The organism is Paeniglutamicibacter sulfureus (assembly GCF_039535115.1).
Lineage (GTDB): Bacteria > Actinomycetota > Actinomycetes > Actinomycetales > Micrococcaceae > Paeniglutamicibacter > Paeniglutamicibacter sulfureus.
On record NZ_BAAAWO010000001.1, the window covers coordinates 3,156,762 to 3,182,339 of the forward strand.

The window sequence follows — 25,578 nt, forward strand, 5'->3', positions numbered from 1 at the left end:
TTTCTGGATTGTCCCGCGCATGGCCTAAGCCGCACGAGCCCCCTGGGGGTGTGTTGGTGGTGGGTGTGACGGGGTTGTTGTTTGGGAACTGTATAGTGGACGCGAGCATCTTGTGAGGCAAGGGATTTTTTCCTTGTCTTGCATAGCAATTTCTTATGAATTATTGAACCTGGTGAACGCACTTTCGGGTGTGTTTTTCTTGGTTCTTTCGATTGTAATAATATATAGCTCATGTAAATTTTTGATCATGTTTGTGGTCAAGTTTTTAAGGGCGCACGGTGGATGCCTTGGCATTGGGAGCCGAAGAAGGACGTGGGAATCTGCGATAAGCCTGGTGGAGTCGATAACCGGACGTTGAGACCAGGATTTCCGAATGGGGAAACCCCGTACGGTGTCATGCCGTATGACCCGCAGCTGAACACATAGGCTGTGTGGAGGGAACGCGGGGAAGTGAAACATCTCAGTACCCGCAGGAAGAGAAAACAATAGTGATTCCGTTAGTAGTGGCGAGCGAACGCGGATGGGGCTAAACCGAGCCATGTGTGATAGCCGGCGGGCGTTGCATGGTCGGGGTTGTGGGACTTTCCATATCAGTTCTGCCGGACTGGTGAAGTGAGGTGCGGGCGCATAGGCGAATCGGCTTGAATGCCGGACCGTAGAGGGTGAGAGTCCCGTAGTGCGAATGCGTGCCGCCGCTTTGTGAGAGTATCCCAAGTAGGACGGGGCCCGAGAAATCCCGTTTGAATCTGCCAGGACCACCTGGTAAGCCTAAATACTACCCAATGACCGATAGCGGACAAGTACCGTGAGGGAATGGTGAAAAGTACCCCGGGAGGGGAGTGAAATAGTACCTGAAACCGTGCGCTTACAATCCGTTGGAGCCTCCTTGTTGGGGTGACAGCGTGCCTTTTGAAGAATGAGCCTGCGAGTTAGTGTTACGTCGCGAGGTTAACCCGTGTGGGGAAGCCGTAGCGAAAGCGAGTCTGAATAGGGCGAGTGAGTGGCGTGATCTAGACCCGAAGCGAAGTGATCTACCCATGGCCAGGTTGAAGCGCGTGTAAGAGCGCGTGGAGGACCGAACCCACTTCAGTTGAAAATGGAGGGGATGAGCTGTGGGTAGGGGTGAAAGGCCAATCAAACTTCGTGATAGCTGGTTCTCCCCGAAATGCATTTAGGTGCAGCGTTGCGTGTTTCTTACCGGAGGTAGAGCTACTGGATGGCTAATGGGCCCTACAAGGTTACTGACGTCAGCCAAACTCCGAATGCCGGTAAGTGAGAGCGCAGCAGTGAGACTGTGGGGGATAAGCTTCATAGTCGAGAGGGAAACAGCCCAGAACGCCAACTAAGGCCCCTAAGCGTGTGCTAAGTGGAAAAGGATGTGGAGTTGCGAAGACAACCAGGAGGTTGGCTTAGAAGCAGCCACCCTTGAAAGAGTGCGTAATAGCTCACTGGTCAAGTGATTCCGCGCCGACAATGTAGCGGGGCTCAAGCACACCGCCGAAGTTGCGTCATTCACATATTTGGCAGGCCTTCGTGGTCCAGCCGTGTGGATGGGTAGGGGAGCGTCGTGTGGGCAGTGAAGTCGCGGTGTAAACCAGCGGTGGAGCCCACACGAGTGAGAATGCAGGCATGAGTAGCGAATGACGGGTGAGAAACCCGTCCGCCGAATGATCAAGGGTTCCAGGGTCAAGCTAATCTGCCCTGGGTAAGTCGGGACCTAAGGCGAGGCCGACAGGCGTAGTCGATGGACAACGGGTTGATATTCCCGTACCGGTGAAAAACCGCCCATACCGAACTGGTGATGCTAACCGCCCCAACCACCCACCTCAAGGCCTTCGGGCCTTGTATCGGGTGTGCGGCGCGGGACCCGAACCAGGGAGGTAAGCGTATTAACAGGTGTGACGCAGGAAGGTAGCCGAGCCAGGCAATGGAATTGACCTGGTCCAAGGATGTAGGGCGAGTCGTAGGCAAATCCGCGACTCACATAGCCTGAGACCCGATAGGCGCCCCTTTTGGGGGGTGATTCGGTGATCCTATGCTGCCAAGAAAAGCATCGACGCGAGGTTTTAGCCGCCCGTACCCCAAACCGACACAGGTGATCAGGTAGAGAATACTAAGGCGATCGAGAGAATCATGGTTAAGGAACTCGGCAAAATGCCCCCGTAACTTCGGGAGAAGGGGGGCCTGCCCCGTGATGAGGATTTACTCCTCGGAGCGGGTGTGGGCCGCAGAGACCAGGGGGAAGCGACTGTTTACTAAAAACACAGGTCCGTGCGAAGTCGCAAGACGATGTATACGGACTGACTCCTGCCCGGTGCTGGAAGGTTAAGAGGACCGGTTAGCTCTTTGGAGCGAAGCTGAGAATTTAAGCCCCAGTAAACGGCGGTGGTAACTATAACCATCCTAAGGTAGCGAAATTCCTTGTCGGGTAAGTTCCGACCTGCACGAATGGAGTAACGACTTCCCCGCTGTCTCAACCATGAACTCGGCGAAATTGCACTACGAGTAAAGATGCTCGTTACGCGCAGCAGGACGGAAAGACCCCGAGACCTTTACTATAGTTTGGTATTGGTGTTCGGTGCAGCTTGTGTAGGATAGGTGGGAGACTGTGAAGCCCGGACGCTAGTTCGGGTGGAGTCATCGTTGAAATACCACTCTGGCTGTACCGGTCACCTAACTTCGGCCCATGATCTGGGTCAGGGACAGTGCCTGATGGGTAGTTTAACTGGGGCGGTTGCCTCCTAAAGAGTAACGGAGGCGCCCAAAGGTTCCCTCAGCCTGGTTGGCAATCAGGTGTCGAGTGTAAGTGCACAAGGGAGCTTGACTGTGAGAGCGACAGCTCGAGCAGGGACGAAAGTCGGGACTAGTGATCCGGCGGCACGTTGTGGAACGGCCGTCGCTCAACGGATAAAAGGTACCTCGGGGATAACAGGCTGATCTTGCCCAAGAGTCCATATCGACGGCATGGTTTGGCACCTCGATGTCGGCTCGTCGCATCCTGGGGCTGGAGTAGGTCCCAAGGGTTGGGCTGTTCGCCCATTAAAGCGGTACGCGAGCTGGGTTTAGAACGTCGTGAGACAGTTCGGTCCCTATCCGCTGCGCGCGCAGGAAATTTGAGAAGAGCTGTCCTTAGTACGAGAGGACCGGGACGGACGAACCTCTGGTGTGTCAGTTGTACTGCCAAGTGCACCGCTGATTAGCTACGTTCGGAAGGGATAACCGCTGAAAGCATCTAAGCGGGAAGCCCACTTCGAGATGAGATTTCCATACACTTTTGAGTGTGAGAGGCCCCCAGCCAGACCACTGGGTTGATAGGCAGGATGTGGAAGCGAGGACTAAAGACTCGTGAAGCTGACCTGTACTAATAGGCCGACAACTTAAACCACAAACACCACACCACCCCCCGCGGGTGGTTGGCAAGAAACGCTGCGTCCACTATACGGTCCCGAAACAACAAACCCAATTTGTTTTTCGCGGAACAACAACAACCATAACTATCATGGTCGTAACCCACAGATTCACCACCCCCAAACCAGCTTTGGGTGGCGGTAACAGAGTTACGGCGGTCATAGCGTGGGGGAAACGCCCGGTCCCATACCGAACCCGGAAGCTAAGACCCACTGCGCCGATGGTACTGCACTCGGGAGGGTGTGGGAGAGTAGGTCACCGCCGGACACAACGTCCCGAAACCCCCAAGCCCCACCGGCTTGGGGGTTTCGATGCTTAACCACCACACCACCAAAAACCACGGCCCCCGGACACACACCCCCCGGGGGCCGCACCCCGTTAAGGCACCCCGGCCATCCACAGACACTGTGGATAGCCGGCCCCTATCCACAGCATCTGTGGAAAACATCGCGATCCCGGCTCGCCCCCAAGCACCAACGACCGCACACCGCCCTGATGCGGTCGTAGAGTCCACATGCCACCAGACCCAAGGCGTCGTCGGAAGGTCCGCACCATTAGGGCGGCCAGGCACCTGGCCTGAGCCAAGACGTGCGCTTGCCAGGAGAAGTGGTGCGCGAACAACGGAAGGTTTCGGGAGCAAGAACTCTCGTGCCGCACCTTCGAATATCCGATCCAACCTGTCCCCATGTCGGCCAGAAATCATCAGCCTTCCACGGGTGACGGCATATCCCAGTGGGAAGCATGTTTAGGAAGGCCACCGTGATCGCGCTCATCGAAATTCCCCACTTCTGCTCACTGAAATTCCCCACCTCGTGTTGATCCGCCCATGAGGGCGGGCCTTCCTCGAAACTGATGGTCTCTGACCACACACCAGTTCTTGAGAAAGGCCCGCTTTTCTATTTTGACACGGAGGGAAAACGTGGACATCCACGCGTTGAAAAGAAGTGGAATGAGCATCCGGATACCCCCGTTTGGTGAATGGTGTTGACCGTCGCGTTGTTTGACGATCTTCGCGTCACCGGGTTTGACGACGAGCCGCCCATGGAAATGCCCTGCCGAGGGGTTTCGGCAGGGCATTCGTTGTCTTGCTGACGGCGTGGTCGTCGTCGGTGCCGGGCTCCTATTCGCTGTTTTCGGTGATCGCGGATTGCGCCGCGGCCTGGTCGACGATGGTCTTGTTGCCGGCGTAGGTGGCGATCAACGCGGAGACGGCGAGGTTGTTCACCGCCCGCGGGTAACCCCGGGAGGCCTGGTGGATGGCGGTAACGGCATCCTCGGAGAACAGCGTGTCCGATCTGCCCGCAAAACCGAGATGCGCTTTGATATAGCTGGCTGTGTCGGCCAGGTTCATGCCGGTGAGGGTGAAACGGGTGCCGATGCGCTGGTCCAGCGCGGCCAGGACGGCCATCTTCAGGCGCCTGCGCAGCGTGGGTTGCCCAATGAGCAGCAATGCGAAGTGGGACCCGGTATCAAGGGCCGTGTTGGTGAGCATGCGCAGGGATTCCAGCTCGGTGTTGCTCAAAAGGTGCGCCTCGTCGATGACCACGACCGGCAGGCGGGAACGCTCGTCCAGCTCCCCGGCCAGCAGTGCCGCGGTTTGGGTGGCCAATACCCCGGAATAGAAGGAAGGCTGGCCGCCCAGGGCCGAAACGATGGTGGCATGGATGCCGCGCATGGTGATGGTCGGGTCCGGAAGATAGATGACCTGGTGGCGGGAGGCCTCGAGCCCGGCCAGTGCCGCGCGCACCGCGACGGTTTTCCCGGCACCGACCTCCCCGGTGATCACACCCATTTGGCGTTGGCCGATGCACCAGTGGATCCGGGCGATCGCCTCGCGGTGCCCGGGGTGCGGATGCAGCGCCTGGGGCGGGATGTCCGCGCTGAAGGGCATGCGGGAAAAACCGTAATGGCTTTGCAGAGACGTGATGCTCACAGCGTGTTCTCCTGGCGGTGGTGCGCTTTGGCGGTGTCGGTGTTTCTGGACGGGGTGGCGAGTTTCTCGAAGCTGATCGGAGCCCCGCTCATGGTGTGTTTGTGTTGGTCCTCGAGCAGGCGCAGGTAATCGATGCCGGTGGAAACGTTTTGGGCCCCGGCGTCCCGGTCGGCGGCCGCATTCTTGGCCTTCGGGTGCACGTGCCGACGAATCTGAAGCAGGGTCGCGGTTCCGGCCGGGACTCCCAGGTGGGAGTGCACGGCGATGGGGGCGGCCAGGTCGAAGGGATCATAGATGAGTTCGACCCGGGTTCCTGCCAGCACCGGGTCCACCTGGTAGGTGTTGCCCAGCAGGGAGATCGTGGCAGTCTTGGTGACCTTACGTTTCTCGGACCAGAGGAATGCCTCACTGACCTGGTCCGGGGATTTGCGTACCGGGGTGCGTTTGACCCAGCTGGCATCCCAGCGCTCAAGCGGTGTTTGCCCGGTGGTGGAGTGGATGGTGCGGTGATAGAGAACCTGCACCCAGGAGGTGAAGAGCGCGTTCAGTTCTTGCAGGGTGGAGATCTCCGATCCCTGCCCGGTGCCCGGAAGCGAGGGCTGGTTGGTGACGGTGATTTCACCCAGGAATTGCTGGGTCACGGTATTGAAGAACCGCTCAATTTTGCCCCTTCCCTGCGGGCGGTAGGGGGCCGAATGAACCAACCTGATCCCCAGCTTCGCCGTGACCCGCTGAAGTGCCTTGTCAGCAAAGGCACTGCCGTTGTCGACATAGACCTGACGTGGTATTCCGTGGGTTTGCAGGGCCGGACGCAGCACCGCGGCCAGGCGGACGGTGTCCTCGGCGAAGGCCCACCGGGAGGCGACCACCATCCGGGAATGGTCATCGAGGAACGCGAACAAATAGGTTTTGCGTCCCTCGATCCGCGGCCCATGCAGGGCATCTCCCACCCAGATTTCGTTGGATTCCTCGGTTTCGAAGCGGCCGGTGGCGGCCCCGGGAACGCCGGTGGAAATGTCCAGGGACCGGAAGTGGCGCAGCAGCGTCGTTTCCGAGGGTGCATCGCCCAGCGTGGTGGCGATGATCCTTTTGATTTGGGCGGCAGTGCGGTGAGGCTTCTCCCGCTTCAAGGTCTCGGCCAGCAGCAGCACCCGGGGCTCGGTGATCGGGCCTTGGGCGCGTTGGGTTGGCTTCAACCCGTCAAAGCCGTCCTTCTTCCAGGCCTTGATCCAGCGATCGATACTTTCCCGGGAGAACCGCTTGGTGCCCCCGAAAGGCCAGGGATGGTATTGGGTGGCCAGTGCGCGCACCATGACACCTCGGGCCTTGGCACCGAGCTGGTCATCGGCTGCTTCCCGGATGAGCTGGTAGCGGAACAGGGCGATCTGCTCGGCGCGTTCGCTGCGTTTCACCGGTCCTTTCACCGGAGCCGAGGACGGTGCCGGTGTTGCCGGTGGAGGGTCGGCTGCAACAAAGGTTTCCGGACGCTGTTCCGGGATCAGGGCAAGTGGCATCAAGGCGGTGTCCTTTCAGGGAAACGGTATTTATCGGCACCACCTGCACCGGGGCGCAGGTCATGCTTGTTGCCCACTTTCGCCCATCAACACCCCGCCCTATCAGGGCCAATTGGTGTTGCAAGCCTTTTCACCCACCAGGTGCCGCTGAACACCCACGGCCCGGCGCTGGCCAACGCGGCAGCATGCCAAGGAACCGCACTGGCTTCCGGGACCGCAAAACGCTCGCCCACCACCCGGGCATAGGCCAACAGAACCCCCAAGGCCTGGGCAAGAATTCCACGGGCGGACTGCGGCCAGAGCGACGCGGCATCCGACGCGTCCCGGAGCAGCAGAGACCGAAACCAAGAACACAGGGACGCGGCGGAAGAGCCGAAAGACCGCAGCCAACCACGCACCGTGCTCACCGGCCGGCCCACCCGATCCGCGATGGAGCGGTGGCCGAGCCCCTCGAGGGCCTTGGCTTCGATGGCTGCGGCGATCACCAAAGCCTCATCAGCCTTCCGTGCCGCCAGAACAACCGGCAACAGCACATGAGTCATCCGGCATCCGGTGCACCGGGCCCGCAACGGGCAAAACACCGACACGGACGGCCCCGCGGTTCCCATGCGGATCCGTCGTTCCCGTGCATGGCCCCACGGACGCAATGCCCCGGCGCATTCGGGGCATGAAAGGAGCCCGCCACGCAGATCAGATTCGACAGCGGCGGGCGCATAACTTACCGTGATCATTAGCGCGACTCTTTCGCGTTAGAACGACCCGGCGCAGCCTTCGAAATCTGGCGCTGGGTCGTTTGCCTTAAGTTTGGTTATCGTCAGCTTGCCGCCGCCAATAACCGAAGATCAAGACCTACAAGTCGAAACCTTGCATCGGCACCGAACTCGACGGCTCATCCCCAAACAACGCGACGCTCAACAAATGGCTATCTTTGCCGCAGTAGCCTTACACATACCGAGTACAGATGATTTTCTTGTTCGGCTGTTGGCGGTCATGGGAAGCGTTCACTGGCGGCCAGCGCGAAGGCACTGGATCCGCCCGGGATGGCCATGAGGACTACCCGCCGGCGGCCCCAAGCAAAAAGAATTAATCCGCGGTTTTCGGAGTTCGCATCCCTCCCTACCCCGCAGGCCTGTGGGCATTTCCCTGCTGGCCGTTGGGCCAGCCACTGATCGACGCTGCTTGGACGCCCCGCAGTGCCCGCGCCGCCCGGCATGGCAACGAAAACCGACGGTGTGGACCTGCATCCGGAGCGACATGCGTTCACCGTCCAAGTCTTCGGCAATGACGATGCGCCCCCGAGTACCAAAGGCCTGCCCCAGATGCATGCCCGCCCGGCGGTCGCGGACGATTCCGCACATGGCCATGAGCCAATGCCCGCCGGTGCGCATTTATTCATGGCCGCTAGTCTTTTGCGAGCTTCCGGCGCCGACCGCGGACGGGACTGACGCAATGGCGGAGACCGCGGGGCATAAACACCACGCACCATGTCCGAACCATCCCGCACGTTTGAGAGCCCTGAGCATGACATGGATGGCAGAGACCGCTGCGCTGTCAGCGCTCAGTTCTGACGAATCCGAAGCACGCCACCACAGTCTCGCGGCGCGAGCAGCTTCGCCCCGCAGATGTTGCTCTTTCGACCGTCAGCCGTCGGCGGACCGCAGGCCTACGAAGGGAGGAAGCTCCCTTGTTCGCCAATGGTGCTGTCAACCGATAGACCTGGCTGTAACAGACAGGAAAAATCGGCATCGCCACCGAGGTCGTGGACGCTACCGTGCAGACGTTGAAGGTGGGTGACAGGGACATGGAACACCTATGCGAGCTCGTCGGCAAGAAACAACTCGCCAGGCGCACCGCCCCAGTGGAGAACCGTGCCAATATCGGTCGGGGGCTCGATGGCTTCACCAATCCACGGGTACACGCGGTTGGCAGGTATCGGAATGCCATGTCCACCAACGAGATTGTCGAGTACGCCTTCTGAATCAAGATCGAATCGAAGTGTCTTGAAGAACTCTTCACCAGTCAGGCTGTAGCACTGCGCTATCCGCCCCGCTAGCAGGCTGGCCGCATGATGGGGCCACTGCGTAGGCGCCATGCCGGCCTGCTCCACGGAAACCGTCGAATCCTCAGTGCTGGCAACAATCAGCCTGCTGCGACTTGGCATGAATGTCAGCATTGGCTTCATCCGCATGCTCATCGTTACAGGGGTTGCCGGCCTCGGACACGTACTGCGGATCGTCGCCTATACGGTCGCGGTGATCTCCGGGCTACGGCATGCCGAACAGCACCTCGCCGGACGAACCCAGAAGGCGGCATTCACCATCGGAACCCTGATCGCAAGCGCAAGCACAAGCGCTGACCTGCTCGGTGGTTGCATTGCCGAACCACGAAGGCGCCGAAGTGATCCTGCGCGGAGTCCATTTCGGGCTTGCAGTCAACGGCGCGGTCATCCTCATGGATGCACCGATCAGCTTCTGTTCCTTCCCAAGAAGGTCCCGGCAGCCGGCGCCCAAGCACCCTGACCAACGCCTACACTGCCGACTTCGGCCTCTCTGAGGCCAGATTCCCATAAAACAGATTCTGCTTGAGGACTTCAGTCCGCGTGAAGCTTTCCGATCGGAACAGCGCTGCCGGATGGGTAAGCGACCTTTGAATCGCGAGGACCCCTACGGGTTGGTCAGTATGGGCGAGACTGCGCAGTTGCCGCATCTTGGAACCACGGACGCCCCAGACTCAATATCAATCCAATCCCGGCTCTGCCCATCCTGCAGGGAGCCACCCCCGCGGCCGGGTGGGCGATCGAGGCCTGGACGGAAATACGAGCGCCGTTTTGGGTTGAAAGACAGGGGCGCACTTTGTTCGAATCGTCTGTTGGAGTTATTAGGTGGATCTGGTGCGAGGCAAAGCCCTCTCGCTTCGTCAATGGTGGACCACGTATTTAGTCCGTTGACAGCTTTGGTCTGCCTCGTGAGGCGCGGATCACTTTCACCAATCTATTCAAAACGGCCATCTTCTTTCTCGTATCGACCCCTGCTTCCCTTTGTTGGCGGGGAATAATGGAGCCCACTTTGAAGGTGGTCGTCGATTTGCCGGGGTGCGGAATGGTGTGTATAGTTTTCTAAGTCGCCGCGAGGGACACAGCGGGAAAGCCGCTGGAGGAATCGCCGGGCGACCGAATTTTTGCCAAAACCCCACCCCAGTTTTGCTGGTTGCCTTGTGCGCCGGAAATGTTGTGGGATCGCATGTTAGATCAGGTCGGGCCGGAAACGGTGGATTTGCTTCGGGACACGCGGTGGGGTAAGGTAGACAAGTTGCTCCAGAGCGAAGCGCCGGCGGGAATTGTTAGTCCGGTTGTGGGTGTTGGAAGTGTCTGTTGTTTGAGAACTCAATAGTGTGCCAAGTTTGTTGATACCAATTTATTTATTTTATTGGTGAATGGTTTCAGGGTCCGCACCCCCGTGTGGATGCCTGGGGCAATTTGCCAGGATGTTTTGCTTGGTGCAACCCGCGATCCTTTTTCCAGGGTCGTGTTGGTTGTGTCTGTATTTTTTTACGGAGAGTTTGATCCTGGCTCAGGATGAACGCTGGCGGCGTGCTTAACACATGCAAGTCGAACGATGACTTTTGTGCTTGCACAGAATGATTAGTGGCGAACGGGTGAGTAACACGTGAGTAACCTGCCCCTGACTCTGGGATAAGCCTGGGAAACTGGGTCTAATACCGGATATGCACCGTGGACCGCATGGTTTTTGGTGGAAAGATTTTTTGGTCAGGGATGGACTCGCGGCCTATCAGCTTGTTGGTGAGGTAATGGCTCACCAAGGCGACGACGGGTAGCCGGCCTGAGAGGGTGACCGGCCACACTGGGACTGAGACACGGCCCAGACTCCTACGGGAGGCAGCAGTGGGGAATATTGCACAATGGGCGAAAGCCTGATGCAGCGACGCCGCGTGAGGGATGACGGCCTTCGGGTTGTAAACCTCTTTCAGTAGGGAAGAAGCGAAAGTGACGGTACCTGCAGAAGAAGCGCCGGCTAACTACGTGCCAGCAGCCGCGGTAATACGTAGGGCGCAAGCGTTATCCGGAATTATTGGGCGTAAAGAGCTCGTAGGCGGTTTGTCGCGTCTATCGTGAAAGTCCGAGGCTCAACCTCGGATCTGCGGTGGGTACGGGCAGACTAGAGTGATGTAGGGGAGACTGGAATTCCTGGTGTAGCGGTGAAATGCGCAGATATCAGGAGGAACACCGATGGCGAAGGCAGGTCTCTGGGCATTAACTGACGCTGAGGAGCGAAAGCATGGGGAGCGAACAGGATTAGATACCCTGGTAGTCCATGCCGTAAACGTTGGGCACTAGGTGTGGGGGACATTCCACGTTTTCCGCGCCGTAGCTAACGCATTAAGTGCCCCGCCTGGGGAGTACGGCCGCAAGGCTAAAACTCAAAGGAATTGACGGGGGCCCGCACAAGCGGCGGAGCATGCGGATTAATTCGATGCAACGCGAAGAACCTTACCAAGGCTTGACATGTGCCAGACCGCCGTGGAAACACGGTTTCCCCTTTGGGGCTGGTTCACAGGTGGTGCATGGTTGTCGTCAGCTCGTGTCGTGAGATGTTGGGTTAAGTCCCGCAACGAGCGCAACCCTCGTTCCATGTTGCCAGCGCGTAAAGGCGGGGACTCATGGGAGACTGCCGGGGTCAACTCGGAGGAAGGTGGGGACGACGTCAAATCATCATGCCCCTTATGTCTTGGGCTTCACGCATGCTACAATGGCCGGTACAATGGGTTGCGATACTGTGAGGTGGAGCTAATCCCAAAAAGCCGGTCTCAGTTCGGATTGGGGTCTGCAACTCGACCCCATGAAGTCGGAGTCGCTAGTAATCGCAGATCAGCAACGCTGCGGTGAATACGTTCCCGGGCCTTGTACACACCGCCCGTCAAGTCACGAAAGTTGGTAACACCCGAAGCCGGTGGCCTAACCCCTTGTGGGAGGGAGCCGTCGAAGGTGGGACCGGCGATTGGGACTAAGTCGTAACAAGGTAGCCGTACCGGAAGGTGCGGCTGGATCACCTCCTTTCTAAGGAGCAACTAGCACCAGGCAGGGATTCCACAGTGTTTCCCGTGCGGGTGTTCAGTGCTGCTCGCATCCATCACTTGTGTTGATGGGCGAGTGCTCAAGGGTGGAATATCAACAAATCATGGCCGTCCATCGTTGGTGGGTGGTTTTCTAGTACGCTTCCGGGATTCGTTCCGGTGGTTGGAACGGGAGCCGCCGGCGAACGCGGGTGGTCTTTTGGCACACTGTTGGGTCCTGGAATAACAGGCCCCGATCCGGTTTCGGGTTGGGTTCTTGTTTTTTCTGGATTGTCCCGCGCATGGCCTAAGCCGCACGAGCCCCCTGGGGGTGTGTTGGTGGTGGGTGTGACGGGGTTGTTGTTTGGGAACTGTATAGTGGACGCGAGCATCTTGTGAGGCAAGGGATTTTTTCCTTGTCTTGCATAGCAATTTCTTATGAATTATTGAACCTGGTGAACGCACTTTCGGGTGTGTTTTTCTTGGTTCTTTCGATTGTAATAATATATAGCTCATGTAAATTTTTGATCATGTTTGTGGTCAAGTTTTTAAGGGCGCACGGTGGATGCCTTGGCATTGGGAGCCGAAGAAGGACGTGGGAATCTGCGATAAGCCTGGTGGAGTCGATAACCGGACGTTGAGACCAGGATTTCCGAATGGGGAAACCCCGTACGGTGTCATGCCGTATGACCCGCAGCTGAACACATAGGCTGTGTGGAGGGAACGCGGGGAAGTGAAACATCTCAGTACCCGCAGGAAGAGAAAACAATAGTGATTCCGTTAGTAGTGGCGAGCGAACGCGGATGGGGCTAAACCGAGCCATGTGTGATAGCCGGCGGGCGTTGCATGGTCGGGGTTGTGGGACTTTCCATATCAGTTCTGCCGGACTGGTGAAGTGAGGTGCGGGCGCATAGGCGAATCGGCTTGAATGCCGGACCGTAGAGGGTGAGAGTCCCGTAGTGCGAATGCGTGCCGCCGCTTTGTGAGAGTATCCCAAGTAGGACGGGGCCCGAGAAATCCCGTTTGAATCTGCCAGGACCACCTGGTAAGCCTAAATACTACCCAATGACCGATAGCGGACAAGTACCGTGAGGGAATGGTGAAAAGTACCCCGGGAGGGGAGTGAAATAGTACCTGAAACCGTGCGCTTACAATCCGTTGGAGCCTCCTTGTTGGGGTGACAGCGTGCCTTTTGAAGAATGAGCCTGCGAGTTAGTGTTACGTCGCGAGGTTAACCCGTGTGGGGAAGCCGTAGCGAAAGCGAGTCTGAATAGGGCGAGTGAGTGGCGTGATCTAGACCCGAAGCGAAGTGATCTACCCATGGCCAGGTTGAAGCGCGTGTAAGAGCGCGTGGAGGACCGAACCCACTTCAGTTGAAAATGGAGGGGATGAGCTGTGGGTAGGGGTGAAAGGCCAATCAAACTTCGTGATAGCTGGTTCTCCCCGAAATGCATTTAGGTGCAGCGTTGCGTGTTTCTTACCGGAGGTAGAGCTACTGGATGGCTAATGGGCCCTACAAGGTTACTGACGTCAGCCAAACTCCGAATGCCGGTAAGTGAGAGCGCAGCAGTGAGACTGTGGGGGATAAGCTTCATAGTCGAGAGGGAAACAGCCCAGAACGCCAACTAAGGCCCCTAAGCGTGTGCTAAGTGGAAAAGGATGTGGAGTTGCGAAGACAACCAGGAGGTTGGCTTAGAAGCAGCCACCCTTGAAAGAGTGCGTAATAGCTCACTGGTCAAGTGATTCCGCGCCGACAATGTAGCGGGGCTCAAGCACACCGCCGAAGTTGCGTCATTCACATATTTGGCAGGCCTTCGTGGTCCAGCCGTGTGGATGGGTAGGGGAGCGTCGTGTGGGCAGTGAAGTCGCGGTGTAAACCAGCGGTGGAGCCCACACGAGTGAGAATGCAGGCATGAGTAGCGAATGACGGGTGAGAAACCCGTCCGCCGAATGATCAAGGGTTCCAGGGTCAAGCTAATCTGCCCTGGGTAAGTCGGGACCTAAGGCGAGGCCGACAGGCGTAGTCGATGGACAACGGGTTGATATTCCCGTACCGGTGAAAAACCGCCCATACCGAACTGGTGATGCTAACCGCCCCAACCACCCACCTCAAGGCCTTCGGGCCTTGTATCGGGTGTGCGGCGCGGGACCCGAACCAGGGAGGTAAGCGTATTAACAGGTGTGACGCAGGAAGGTAGCCGAGCCAGGCAATGGAATTGACCTGGTCCAAGGATGTAGGGCGAGTCGTAGGCAAATCCGCGACTCACATAGCCTGAGACCCGATAGGCGCCCCTTTTGGGGGGTGATTCGGTGATCCTATGCTGCCAAGAAAAGCATCGACGCGAGGTTTTAGCCGCCCGTACCCCAAACCGACACAGGTGATCAGGTAGAGAATACTAAGGCGATCGAGAGAATCATGGTTAAGGAACTCGGCAAAATGCCCCCGTAACTTCGGGAGAAGGGGGGCCTGCCCCGTGATGAGGATTTACTCCTCGGAGCGGGTGTGGGCCGCAGAGACCAGGGGGAAGCGACTGTTTACTAAAAACACAGGTCCGTGCGAAGTCGCAAGACGATGTATACGGACTGACTCCTGCCCGGTGCTGGAAGGTTAAGAGGACCGGTTAGCTCTTTGGAGCGAAGCTGAGAATTTAAGCCCCAGTAAACGGCGGTGGTAACTATAACCATCCTAAGGTAGCGAAATTCCTTGTCGGGTAAGTTCCGACCTGCACGAATGGAGTAACGACTTCCCCGCTGTCTCAACCATGAACTCGGCGAAATTGCACTACGAGTAAAGATGCTCGTTACGCGCAGCAGGACGGAAAGACCCCGAGACCTTTACTATAGTTTGGTATTGGTGTTCGGTGCAGCTTGTGTAGGATAGGTGGGAGACTGTGAAGCCCGGACGCTAGTTCGGGTGGAGTCATCGTTGAAATACCACTCTGGCTGTACCGGTCACCTAACTTCGGCCCATGATCTGGGTCAGGGACAGTGCCTGATGGGTAGTTTAACTGGGGCGGTTGCCTCCTAAAGAGTAACGGAGGCGCCCAAAGGTTCCCTCAGCCTGGTTGGCAATCAGGTGTCGAGTGTAAGTGCACAAGGGAGCTTGACTGTGAGAGCGACAGCTCGAGCAGGGACGAAAGTCGGGACTAGTGATCCGGCGGCACGTTGTGGAACGGCCGTCGCTCAACGGATAAAAGGTACCTCGGGGATAACAGGCTGATCTTGCCCAAGAGTCCATATCGACGGCATGGTTTGGCACCTCGATGTCGGCTCGTCGCATCCTGGGGCTGGAGTAGGTCCCAAGGGTTGGGCTGTTCGCCCATTAAAGCGGTACGCGAGCTGGGTTTAGAACGTCGTGAGACAGTTCGGTCCCTATCCGCTGCGCGCGCAGGAAATTTGAGAAGAGCTGTCCTTAGTACGAGAGGACCGGGACGGACGAACCTCTGGTGTGTCAGTTGTACTGCCAAGTGCACCGCTGATTAGCTACGTTCGGAAGGGATAACCGCTGAAAGCATCTAAGCGGGAAGCCCACTTCGAGATGAGATTTCCATACACTTTTGAGTGTGAGAGGCCCCCAGCCAGACCACTGGGTTGATAGGCAGGATGTGGAAGCGAGGACTAAAGACTCGTGAAGCTGACCTGTACTAATAGGCCGACAACTTAAACCACAAACACCACACCACCCCCCGCGGGTGGTTGGCAAGAAACGCTGCGTCCACTATACGGTCCCGAAACAACAAACCCAATTTGTTTTTCGCGGAACAACAACAACCATAACTATCATGGTCGTAACCCACAGATTCACCACCCCCAAACCAGCTTTGGGTGGCGGTAACAGAGTTACGGCGGTCATAGCGTGGGGGAAACGCCCGGTCCCATACCGAACCCGGAAGCTAAGACCCACTGCGCCGATGGTACTGCACTCGGGAGGGTGTGGGAGAGTAGGTCACCGCCGGACACAACGTCCCGAAACCCCCAAGCCCCACCGGCTTGGGGGTTTCGATGCTTAACCACCACACCACCAAAAACCACGGCCCCCGGACACACACCCCCCGGGGGCCGCACCCCGTTAAGGCACCCCGGCCATCCACAGACACTGTGGATAGCCGGCCCCTATCCACAGCATCTGTGGAAAACATCGCGATCCCGGCTCGCCCCCAAGCACCAACGACCGCACACCGCCCTGATGCGGTCGTAGAGTCCACATGCCACCAGACCCAAGGCTGATGCGTTTCACCGCTGGAGTAACCGTGAAAAATAGTCTCAAATTCTCACTTCAGACGCGTACAGTGAATCGTTGAGACGTGGAACACGATGCGTATGCCCTGGTTGCTTCCCCGCGGTGCGGACGCGATTCTGCCCTACCGCTGAAACGGCCACGGTGTGCGCGCGGATGAATGGATGGGACAGATATGAGCACAGATTCGTCAGTTGCTACCAACGCAGCAAAGCCGATGGCAAACGCGAACCACCGTGACAACAACGTTCGACCACAGGATGATCTGTATCGTCATGCCAATGGGGCTTGGCTATCTACTGCACAGATACCCGCGGATCAAGGTAGCTACGGCTCCTTCATGGCCCTGCGAGACGATTCCGAGGCAGCCGTGCGGGCAATCATTGAAAGCGCCCAAGACAACCGGATCGCTGCTGACGGGACCCCTGACGCACGCAAAGAGCGCATCGCGAACCTCTATGAAAGCTTCATGGACGAGGAGCGGATCGAAGCCAGTGGAGTCGAACCCATCCGGACCGATCTGTCATCCATTTATGCCACCACGTCGATTGCCGAACTTGTCACCCTCAGCGGATCGTTTTTCCGGCGAGGTGTGTCCGGTTTCATCCAGGCAGGTGCCAGTTCGGATGCCGGATCGCCGGAGCGAAATCTCCTCACCCTGATTCAGGGTGGACTTGGGCTGCCGGATGAGTCCTACTACCGCGAAGAGCAGTTCGCCGAACTCCTTGGCGAATACCGGGAGCACCTGGGCCGTTTGCTGGCACTTGGGGAAATCAAGGACACCGAGGCCGCAGCGCGGGACGTCGTCGCGTTGGAAATTGCGTTGGCTTCCCATCACTGGGACAGAGTCAAGTGCCGCGACGCCCAGGCGCGTTACAACCTGATGGATGCCTCGACTCTCCTTGAACACATTCCTTCTCTTTCCGAATGGCTTCGTGGCGCCGGCATCGAGGAAAAGTATTTCGCCGAGGTCGATGTCTGGCAGCCGAGCTATCTCACGGGGCTCGAGCAGGTGCTGAACAGCGAATCGCTGGCTTCATGGCAACACTGGCTGGCAGTGCAACTGATCCGATCCAACGCACCTTACTTGTCCAGCGCATTCGTCAACGAGAACTTCTCCTTCTATTCCGCGAAGCTTTCCGGAGTTCAGGAGCTTCGTGAGCGCTGGAAGCGAGGTGTGGCGTTCACCGAAGGAGCCGTCGGCGAGGACATCGGCCAGCTGTATGTAGCCGAGCATTTTCCAGAGCGCAGCAAGGACAAAATGGAAGCTCTGGTTGCCAACCTCATTGATGCCTACCGTCAGTCCATCGGGGAGCTGGAATGGATGAGCCCTGACACCAAGGACAAGGCGCTGGAGAAACTGTCCATGTTCCGGCCCAAGATCGGCTACCCGAACGAGTGGATCGACTACTCCGCCATTTCCACCGTGGCCGACAATGTGATTTCCAATATCGCAGCGGCAAACGAATTCGAGTTCCTGCGTGAACTTAAGAAGATCGACGACGGTGTGGACCGTGAGTTGTGGTTCATGTTCCCGCAAACCGTCAACGCCTACTACCACCCATTGTTGAATGAGATTGCCTTCCCTGCTGCAATCCTCCGCTCACCCTTCTTCGACGCCGACCGGGATGCCGCTTCCAACTATGGCGCCATAGGCGCGGTGATCGGGCACGAGATAGGACACGGCTTCGATGACCAAGGGTCCCAGTTTGACGGGACGGGCCAGTTGAAAAACTGGTGGACCGACGAGGACCGGGCAGCCTTTGAAAAACTCACCGGCAAACTCGTCGACCAATACGAAGCGCTGGTACCGCTGGAAGCGCCGGAACACCACGTCAACGGAAAGCTCACCCTCGGTGAGAACATTGGGGACTTGGGCGGACTTGGCATTGCATACACGGCCTACAAGCTGGATTTGGCTGCCCGCGGCGTGGCTGCTGACGAAGTTATAGATGGTTTGAACGGTGACCAGCGGTTCTTCTATTCCTGGGCCGAGTGCTGGCGTACGCTGACCCGCCCGGAGACCATGGTCACCCGCATCACCACTGACCCGCACTCACCCGGTGAGTTCCGTTGCAATCAGGTGCCCAAGAATATGGATGCGTTCCATGAAGCCTTCGATACCAAGCCCGGCGACGGCATGTGGATGGACCCCATGGACCGCGTCAGGATCTGGTAGTCAGGAATGCTTCCGTTGCCCCTTTCCACGCGTGTGCAGGGGCAACGGAAGCGGTTTCGCCGCGATGCTGTAACGCGGCGACGTGGTCGCCGGTGTCATCTAGCAATGCCGCGAAGGCTGCCGGAACGGAGCCGTGAATGCCCTTGGTCGTTTCGAGGAATGTGGATCCTGGAACGACCTGATGGAGCTTGCGCGCCGTAGAACGAAAATATGCTGCGCTCTTGGCACCTGCCATGAAATGCGTATTACGCGGAAGAACCGCAAAGCTGTCTGCGGACTACGGCTCTGCCAGAGTTGCCCGCAGTTCTCCCACCTCGATGGGAAGCATGCTCCGGGCAAGCTCTCCGTCCTTGGTTGACTTGCCACGCCCACGACGGTCGTAGAAATCCACTGCCTAGGCGTCGCCCAGCTGAGCGCTGAGGGCAGCGGCGAATGGCCGAGGGATGAGCGCAGTATGGAGAGTACCTCCCATGGCTAGGATTCGGCGGTGGCCGGGAGCACGAGGGTTGCCCTAGGAATACAGGGCGAGTGAACCACCGTGGGGTGTTTGAAGAATGGCTTCTTCCCCGATCCCTTCATTCTATTCGGGGTTCGAAGAAGGCCTTGAGGTGTTGCTCCCCACCTCTCAGCCCGCACGCAGAATATTCGGACTAGAATTGGATATTGTGACTGCCGAAAAAACTGCCCCAGTAGCTAACCCCACCGAGACCAACGACCAGCGCCAGGTGCGCATGGACAAGCGTGCCGCTTTGTTGGCCCGTGGAGAAGAAGCCTATCCAGTGGGCGTTGCACGGACTCACTCGCTTCATGAGATCCGGGAGCAATTCCCGGACCTTGCCCCCGACACCGCCACGGGCTTCCAAGCCGGCATCGTCGGGCGCATTGTCTTCATGCGCAATACGGGCAAGCTTTGCTTCGCCACCTTGCAGGAGGGCGGCCCCGAAGGTACGGGTACCCGGCTCCAGGCCATGCTTTCTCTCGCCAACGTGGGCGAGGAAAGGCTCGCCGACTGGAAGGCCCTTGTGGACCTGGGTGACCACGTGCTGATCACCGGTGAGGTCATTGCTTCGCGCCGAGGCGAACTTTCGGTCATGGCAAGTGATTGGCAAATGGCTTCCAAGGCGCTGCGTCCACTGCCGGTGTTGCACGCGGACCTCAACGAGGAAACGCGCGTGCGCCAGCGCTATGCCGACCTGATCGTGCGCGATGAGGCACGGGAGATGGTTTACAAGCGCGCGGCAATCACGCGCGCGGTCCGCGACACTCTGCATGCCCGCGATTACGTCGAGGTTGAAACCCCGATGCTGCAGCTGATCCACGGTGGTGCCTCTGCTCGTCCGTTCGAGACGCATTTGAATGCCTTTGACCAGCCAATGACGTTGCGTATTGCCACCGAATTGTTCCTCAAGCGTGCAGTCGTCGGCGGTATTGACCGCGTCTTTGAATTGGGGCGGATCTTCCGCAACGAAGGCGTGGATTCCACGCACTCCCCGGAGTTCACGACCCTTGAATCCTACGAAGCCTATGCGGATCAATTCGTGATGGCCGACCGCATCAAGGAAATCATCCTTAATGCCGCCGATGCCGTTGGCGCCGGCCGCCAGATCGAAACTTCCAAGGGCACCATCAACCTTGATGGCGAATGGGCATGGTTGGGCGTCTATCCCGGACTTTCCGAAGCAGTGGGCCAAGAAATTACCCCCGACACCGACGTCGAAACCCTGCGAGCAGTTGCCGAAAAGCATGGCGTGAAAGTCGACCCAAAGTGGGAATCTCAAAAGCTGGTCATTGAATTGTTTGGCGAAATCGTTGAACCGACCCTTATCGACCCGACCTTCGTCTACGACTATCCGCCGGCTGCGCAGCCACTGGCCCGCCCGCACCGCAGCACGCCGGGAATTATCGAAGCTTGGGATCTGGTCATTGGAGGGATGGAACGGGGAACCGCGTTCTCCGAGCTGATCGACCCCGTGATCCAGCGAGAACGACTGACCGCGCAGTCCCGTATGGCTGCCGACGGCGACGACGAAGCCATGCAGCTGGACGAGGACTTCCTGCGTGCGCTCGAATACGGAGCCCCGCCGATGGGTGGCATTGGGTTGGGTATTGACCGACTGGTCATGCTCTTCGCAGACACTGGAATTCGAGAAACGATCCTCTTCCCACTGCTAAAGCCGGAGGCCTAATATGCCATATATTGAGGAACTTCTTCCAACTATTGTTGTTGCGCTCGTGTTTTGGTTTGTCATTCGTGCCGTATCCAATGTGGATCGCAGTGAGCGTGCTGCAGAAGCCAAAGCGGACGAACAAATCAATATAACGGCGCATCACGAGGACAACAAAAGCCCGAAAGCTGATAATTAGCCCAATATCTGAATTCCCACTTGCTGGATGATCCGTTGTTATGATTATGTTATGGGTACACACAAGGGCACAAACCGTTAATGTGTTCATGTGAATTCCCACCACAGCAAGGAGAAGCTAATGGCGCGTCAAGTCCAAATTGCATTGATTGATGATATTGATGGTTCCGAGGCGGTCGAATCTATCGTATTCGGTATCGGCGGTCAGCATTATGAAATCGACCTCAACGAGGAACATGCCGCGGCATTCCGCGAGGCTTTCAAGCCGTACATCAAGGTCGCACGCACCTCGAAGCAGTTCACTCCGAAGGAAGCCCCGGCCATCCGTGCTTGGGCCAAGGAGAACAACGTCAAGGTCAACGCCCGCGGACGCCTGCAGGCCGATGTCATCTCCGCCTACCATGCAGCCCAGGCGAAGAAATCGCGTTCCAAGTCCAAGTAGAACTTTCGACTTCTGATATTTCTGGGGAGCCTGCGGGCTCCCGCCGCTGTGGGGGTAGGCAATAGACGTCGGGGGATCGGATCCATTGAAATGGGTCAGGTCCCCCGAGTTTGTTTAATGCGAAGAAGAACGCCGAGGGTGAACAATGTTATCCCTTGGGCGAACATCCAACACGAGCCCTAATTTGATGCGTAGCATCGAAATACGTGTTAGCTAGGAGTGTGCCGCATGTTTGAGAGATTTACCGACCGTGCCCGTCGCGTTGTCGTGCTTGCCCAAGAAGAGGCGCGCATGCTCAACCACAACTACATCGGAACCGAGCACGTATTGCTCGGCCTCATCCATGAAGGCGAGGGAGTAGCGGCCAAGGCCCTTGAGTCGCTGAACATATCCCTTGGTGCCGTGCGTGAGCAGGTCCAAGAGATTATCGGACAGGGCCAGCAGGCTCCTTCCGGCCACATCCCCTTTACGCCCCGCGCCAAGAAGGTTCTCGAGCTCTCGCTGCGCGAAGCGCTGCAGCTGGGGCACAACTACATTGGCACGGAGCATATCCTGCTCGGCCTGATTCGCGAGGGCGAGGGTGTTGCCGCCCAAGTCCTGGTGAAGCTCGGTGCCGACCTGTCTCGCGTGCGCCAGCAAGTCATCCAGCTGCTCTCCGGCTACCAAGGCGGCAAGGAAACCGCCGGTGCCGGTGTTAGCTCCGGTGGACAGAGCGAGGGCACTCCTGCCGGTTCGGCCGTGCTCGACCAGTTTGGCCGCAACCTCACGACCGCTGCCCGCGAGGGCAAGCTTGACCCGGTTATTGGCCGGGAGTTCGAGATGGAACGCGTCATGCAGGTTCTCTCGCGCCGCACCAAGAACAACCCGGTGCTCATCGGTGAACCCGGTGTCGGCAAGACTGCAGTCGTCGAGGGCCTGGCCCAGGCGATCGTGCGCGGAGATGTGCCGGAAACCATCAAGGACAAGCAGCTTTACACCCTTGACCTCGGGTCCCTGGTTGCCGGTTCGCGTTACCGCGGTGACTTCGAGGAACGCCTGAAGAAGGTCCTCAAGGAAATCCGCACCCGCGGCGATATCATCCTCTTTATCGACGAGATCCATACCCTTGTCGGTGCCGGTGCGGCCGAGGGCGCAATCGACGCTGCCTCGATCCTCAAGCCGATGCTTGCCCGTGGAGAACTCCAGACCATCGGTGCAACCACGCTTGACGAATACCGCAAGCACATCGAAAAGGACGCGGCCCTCGAACGCCGGTTCCAGCCGATCCAGGTCAAGGAACCCTCGGTGGAGCACACTACGCAGATCCTGCGTGGATTGCGCGACCGTTACGAGGCCCATCACCGCGTCTCGATTACCGACGGTGCCCTGTCCGCGGCCGCCGAGCTGGCACACCGCTACATCTCGGACCGCTTCCTTCCCGACAAGGCCATCGACCTGATCGATGAGGCCGGCGCGCGACTTCGCATCCGCCGCATGACCGCCCCTCCGGCGCTCAAGCTCATGGACGAGGAAATCGCCACGGTTCGCTTGGAGAAGGAAGCCGCCATCGACGCGCAGGACTTCGAGGGTGCCGCCTCGCTGCGCGACAAGGAAGGCAAGCTCCAGGAAGCCCGCGCGGAGAAGGAGAAGGCCTGGAAGAACGGCGAACTCGACGAGATCGCCGAGGTCGATGCCGACCTGATCGCCGAGGTCCTGGCCAACTCCACCGGCATCCCGGTGGTCAAGCTGACCGAGGAAGAGTCCACGCGACTGCTGAACATGGAAGATGAGCTGCACAAGCGGGTCATCGGCCAGGATGAGGCAATCAAGGCGATCTCCCAGGCCATACGGCGCACCCGTGCCGGGTTGAAGGACCCGAATCGCCCAGGCGGCTCGTTCATCTTCGCCGGCCCCACCGGCGTCGGCAAGACCGAGCTGGCCAAGGCGCTCGCGGAATTCCTCTTCGGCGAGGAAGACGCGCTGATCACCCTGGACATGTCCGAGTACTCGGAGAAGCACACGGTCTCCCGTCTCTTCGGTGCCCCTCCGGGCTATGTCGGCTACGAGGAGGGCGGCCAGCTCACCGAGAAGGTCCGCCGCCGCCCGTTCTCCGTCGTGCTCTTCGACGAGGTCGAGAAGGCCCACGCGGACCTGTTCAACTCGTTGCTGCAGATCCTGGAAGACGGCCGCCTGACCGACTCCCAGGGCCGCGTGGTGGACTTCAAGAACACCGTGATCATCATGACCACGAACCTTGGCACCCGCGACATCTCCAAGGGCGTGATGACCGGTTTCCAGTCGTCCGCGGACACCAAGACCGGCTACAACCGGATGCAGGCGAAGGTCCAGGAAGAGCTGCGCCAGCACTTCCGCCCCGAGTTCCTGAACCGTGTTGACGACGTTGTGGTCTTCCCGCAGCTGACGCAGGACGAGATCGTGGAGATCGTGGACCTGTTCCTCGGCCGCCTGAAGAAGCGCCTGGTCGACAGGAACATGACCATCGAGCTGTCGCAGGCCGCCCGCGTCCTGCTGGCGACCCGCGGTTACGACCCGGCCATGGGCGCCCGTCCGTTGCGCCGCACCATGCAGCGCGACATCGAGGACCAGCTTTCGGAGAAGATCCTCTTCGGCGAATTGGTTCCCGGCCAGCACATCAAGGTCGACGTCGAGGGCGAAGGCGACGACGCGACATTCACCTTCCACGGCGAAGGCGGGACCCCGCAAATCGAGGGCGAGTCCGCCCCGATCGCCATCGAAGGCTAGAAGGACCAAGCAAAAAACGCCTGGGGTCGGCATCCGCAAGGATGCCGACCCCAGGCGTTTTTGCGTCAACGGACCTCGGGGCCTGCTACACAATTCACGATGGGCGCCAACGCCGGGCATAGGATACAAGAATGGAATCCTTTACCGTCAGGCGTGCGAAGACCAGCGATGTAAAGAGCATCCGCAACCTCGTCAGGCCGCTGGCGGAGGACCGAGTGCTGCTCGAAAAGGAAGCTGTCGCCTACTACGAAAACCTGCAGGAATTCTTCGTTGCCGAGGACGCCGAGGGCAATGTCATCGGCTGCGGGGGACTGCACGTCATGTGGGAGGACATCGCCGAGGTCCGCACCCTGGCCAGCGATGCTGCCTGGCGTGGCCACGGCGTGGGACACCGACTGCTGGCGAAATTGCTCAACGAGGCGCGCGAGCTGGGCGTCTCACGGGTGTTCTGCCTGACTTTCGAGGTCGATTTCTTCCTGCGCAACGGGTTCACGGTGATGGCCGAGCAGAGCGCCGTCGACCCGGAGGTCTACTCCGAGCTCCTGCGTTCCACCGACGAGGGCGTGGCCGAGTTCCTGGATCTCGCGCGGGTCAAGCCCAATACGCTGGGCAACACCCGGATGATCACCCACCTCTAGCCGGATCGGCACCGGGATCCCGGGCTCCCCTAGCGCGGCAGGGCTATGCCCGCGGGGGATTGCTGGGCCAACCCGTCGGCCAAGAGGGAGGCCAGGGCGCGTTCACGCTGTTCGGCCGGTGCGTCCAGCGCATGCAACCCGACCCAGGCCCGGTGCTCGTCGTCGGCCTCACGGGCCGGATTCAGTGGCCGTGCTTCCGCGGCAGCTGCTGCCAGGTCGACGGTGCCTAGCAGGTCTCTGCGCTGGACCGGGGCCGTGGAATGGCGGAGCACCGCCATCATGGCCCCACGCACCTGCCTGTCGGTTCCGTGCCACGGTTGGCCCTTGGGCTTGTAATGCGGCTCGGGGCGCCCGGCGGCGATCCAGGCGCACTGGTTGACGACAGGGCAGTCCTCGCAACGCGGGGAGCGCGCCGTGCACACCAACGCACCGAGCTCCATCACCGCGATGTTCCAGTCGTTGGCCAACGCAGTGCCGGCGTCGTTGCCCTCACCGGCCTGAGGCAGCAGCCGTGCGGCCAGCGCGAGTTCCGCGGCGTTCTGGCTTTGCTCGGGCAACGCCTTGCCACTGACCAGCCGGGCATGGACGCGGCGGATGTTGGTGTCCACCACCACCGTGGGGACCTTGAAGGCGAAACAGGCGATGGCTGCTGCCGTGTAGGTGCCGACGCCGGGCAGTGCCAGCAATTCGGCCTCGGTCCCCGGGACCTTCCCGCCGTGTTCGTTGGTGATGACGACTGCGGCGGCATGCAGTCGCAGTGCACGGCGCGGATATCCCAGGCGCCCCCAGGCCCGCACGGCTTCGGCGACCGGCTCTGCCGCCAGCGCCGCGGGTGTGGGCCAGCGCTGCATCCAGGCTTCCCAGACCGGGCGCACGCGCACCACGGGGGTCTGTTGCAGCATGAACTCGGAAACCATCACGGCCCACGGGCCGGCCGCGGAGCCGCGCCAAGGCAGCTCGCGGGCGTTGGCGGAATACCACGCGGTGATGTCGTGATGGATTTTCTCCAGGGCGGGGTGGGGCACGGCGGGGGCAATCCTTTGGACTTCGGG

At 59.1% G+C, this 25,578-nt stretch carries 11 protein-coding genes and 5 rRNA genes; 11 read left to right on the forward strand and 5 right to left on the reverse strand.

The window, feature by feature from the left end; all coding sequences use genetic code 11:
• Window positions 1–255 precede the first annotated feature (255 nt).
• Together ABD687_RS14430 and rrf (ABD687_RS14435) are read left to right on the forward strand one after the other, a co-directional pair.
• A 23S ribosomal RNA gene (locus ABD687_RS14430) occupies window positions 256–3,385 on the forward strand.
• A gap of 173 nt (window positions 3,386–3,558) precedes the next feature.
• A 5S ribosomal RNA gene (gene rrf, locus ABD687_RS14435) occupies window positions 3,559–3,675 on the forward strand.
• Between the two features lie 853 nt (window positions 3,676–4,528).
• On the opposite strand, the gene ABD687_RS14440 is transcribed toward rrf (ABD687_RS14435), so the two are convergent.
• The 4 genes from ABD687_RS14440 to ABD687_RS14455 form a co-directional block, all read right to left on the reverse strand.
• Window positions 4,529–5,341, reverse strand: coding sequence for an ExeA family protein (locus tag ABD687_RS14440; protein ID WP_302263215.1), 813 nt, complete (start codon window positions 5,339–5,341; stop codon window positions 4,529–4,531).
• The gene (locus tag ABD687_RS14445; protein ID WP_310292703.1) at window positions 5,338–6,855 is read right to left on the reverse strand and encodes a DDE-type integrase/transposase/recombinase; all 1,518 of its coding nucleotides are present in this window, start codon (window positions 6,853–6,855) and stop codon (window positions 5,338–5,340) included. Before ABD687_RS14445 ends, ABD687_RS14440 begins: the two co-directional genes overlap by 4 nt.
• Before the next feature lie 86 nt (window positions 6,856–6,941).
• The gene (locus tag ABD687_RS14450; protein WP_302263213.1) at window positions 6,942–7,586 is read right to left on the reverse strand and encodes a DUF6431 domain-containing protein; all 645 of its coding nucleotides are present in this window, start codon (window positions 7,584–7,586) and stop codon (window positions 6,942–6,944) included.
• Between the two features lie 1,079 nt (window positions 7,587–8,665).
• The gene (locus ABD687_RS14455; protein ID WP_302266480.1) at window positions 8,666–9,028 is read right to left on the reverse strand and encodes a hypothetical protein; all 363 of its coding nucleotides are present in this window, start codon (window positions 9,026–9,028) and stop codon (window positions 8,666–8,668) included.
• A 1,373-nt stretch (window positions 9,029–10,401) separates the two neighbouring features.
• On the opposite strand from ABD687_RS14455, the gene ABD687_RS14460 reads away from it, so the two are divergent.
• From ABD687_RS14460 to ABD687_RS14500, 9 genes are all read left to right on the forward strand, one after another.
• A 16S ribosomal RNA gene (locus tag ABD687_RS14460) occupies window positions 10,402–11,929 on the forward strand.
• 534 nt (window positions 11,930–12,463) lie between these two features.
• Window positions 12,464–15,593, forward strand: a 23S ribosomal RNA gene (locus tag ABD687_RS14465).
• Window positions 15,594–15,766: 173 nt separating this feature from the next.
• Window positions 15,767–15,883: ribosomal RNA gene (gene rrf / locus ABD687_RS14470) — 5S ribosomal RNA — on the forward strand.
• Together the 16S, 23S and 5S rRNA genes form the textbook arrangement of a ribosomal RNA operon.
• Window positions 15,884–16,337: 454 nt before the next feature.
• Window positions 16,338–18,341: a M13 family metallopeptidase gene (locus ABD687_RS14475; RefSeq protein ID WP_310290122.1), complete on the forward strand. Its 2,004-nt coding sequence runs from the start codon at window positions 16,338–16,340 to the stop codon at window positions 18,339–18,341.
• A 662-nt stretch (window positions 18,342–19,003) separates the two neighbouring features.
• Window positions 19,004–20,527, forward strand: a complete 1,524-nt coding sequence (gene lysS, locus ABD687_RS14480; RefSeq protein ID WP_372342931.1) for a lysine--tRNA ligase — start codon at window positions 19,004–19,006, stop codon at window positions 20,525–20,527.
• A gap of 1 nt (window position 20,528) precedes the next feature.
• Window positions 20,529–20,705, forward strand: coding sequence for a hypothetical protein (locus tag ABD687_RS14485; protein ID WP_302263271.1), 177 nt, complete (start codon window positions 20,529–20,531; stop codon window positions 20,703–20,705).
• Window positions 20,706–20,825: 120 nt separating this feature from the next.
• Complete coding sequence (locus ABD687_RS14490; RefSeq protein WP_264270584.1) at window positions 20,826–21,146, forward strand: histone-like nucleoid-structuring protein Lsr2; 321 nt, start codon at window positions 20,826–20,828, stop codon at window positions 21,144–21,146.
• Between the two features lie 228 nt (window positions 21,147–21,374).
• Window positions 21,375–23,888 (forward strand): ATP-dependent Clp protease ATP-binding subunit, encoded by a 2,514-nt coding sequence (locus ABD687_RS14495; RefSeq protein WP_302263270.1) that lies wholly within the window; start codon window positions 21,375–21,377, stop codon window positions 23,886–23,888.
• Between the two features lie 131 nt (window positions 23,889–24,019).
• Window positions 24,020–24,526 carry an amino-acid N-acetyltransferase gene (locus ABD687_RS14500; protein ID WP_264270484.1) on the forward strand — a complete coding sequence of 169 codons (507 nt, stop codon included), beginning with the start codon at window positions 24,020–24,022 and terminating at the stop codon, window positions 24,524–24,526.
• A gap of 29 nt (window positions 24,527–24,555) precedes the next feature.
• On the opposite strand, the gene ABD687_RS14505 is transcribed toward ABD687_RS14500, so the two are convergent.
• Window positions 24,556–25,551, reverse strand: coding sequence for an HhH-GPD family protein (locus tag ABD687_RS14505; protein ID WP_302263269.1), 996 nt, complete (start codon window positions 25,549–25,551; stop codon window positions 24,556–24,558).
• Window positions 25,552–25,578 lie beyond the last annotated feature (27 nt).

Coding starts and splice junctions, on each gene's coding strand:
- ABD687_RS14450 (WP_302263213.1), bottom strand. CDS start 7,586: ATGATCACGGTAAGTTATGCGCCCGCCGCTGTCGAATCTGATCTGCGT.
- ABD687_RS14500 (WP_264270484.1), top strand. CDS start 24,020: ATGGAATCCTTTACCGTCAGGCGTGCGAAGACCAGCGATGTAAAGAGC.
- ABD687_RS14485 (WP_302263271.1), top strand. CDS start 20,529: ATGCCATATATTGAGGAACTTCTTCCAACTATTGTTGTTGCGCTCGTG.
- ABD687_RS14475 (WP_310290122.1), top strand. CDS start 16,338: ATGAGCACAGATTCGTCAGTTGCTACCAACGCAGCAAAGCCGATGGCA.
- ABD687_RS14490 (WP_264270584.1), top strand. CDS start 20,826: ATGGCGCGTCAAGTCCAAATTGCATTGATTGATGATATTGATGGTTCC.
- ABD687_RS14455 (WP_302266480.1), bottom strand. CDS start 9,028: ATGCTGACATTCATGCCAAGTCGCAGCAGGCTGATTGTTGCCAGCACT.
- ABD687_RS14445 (WP_310292703.1), bottom strand. CDS start 6,855: ATGCCACTTGCCCTGATCCCGGAACAGCGTCCGGAAACCTTTGTTGCA.
- ABD687_RS14495 (WP_302263270.1), top strand. CDS start 21,375: ATGTTTGAGAGATTTACCGACCGTGCCCGTCGCGTTGTCGTGCTTGCC.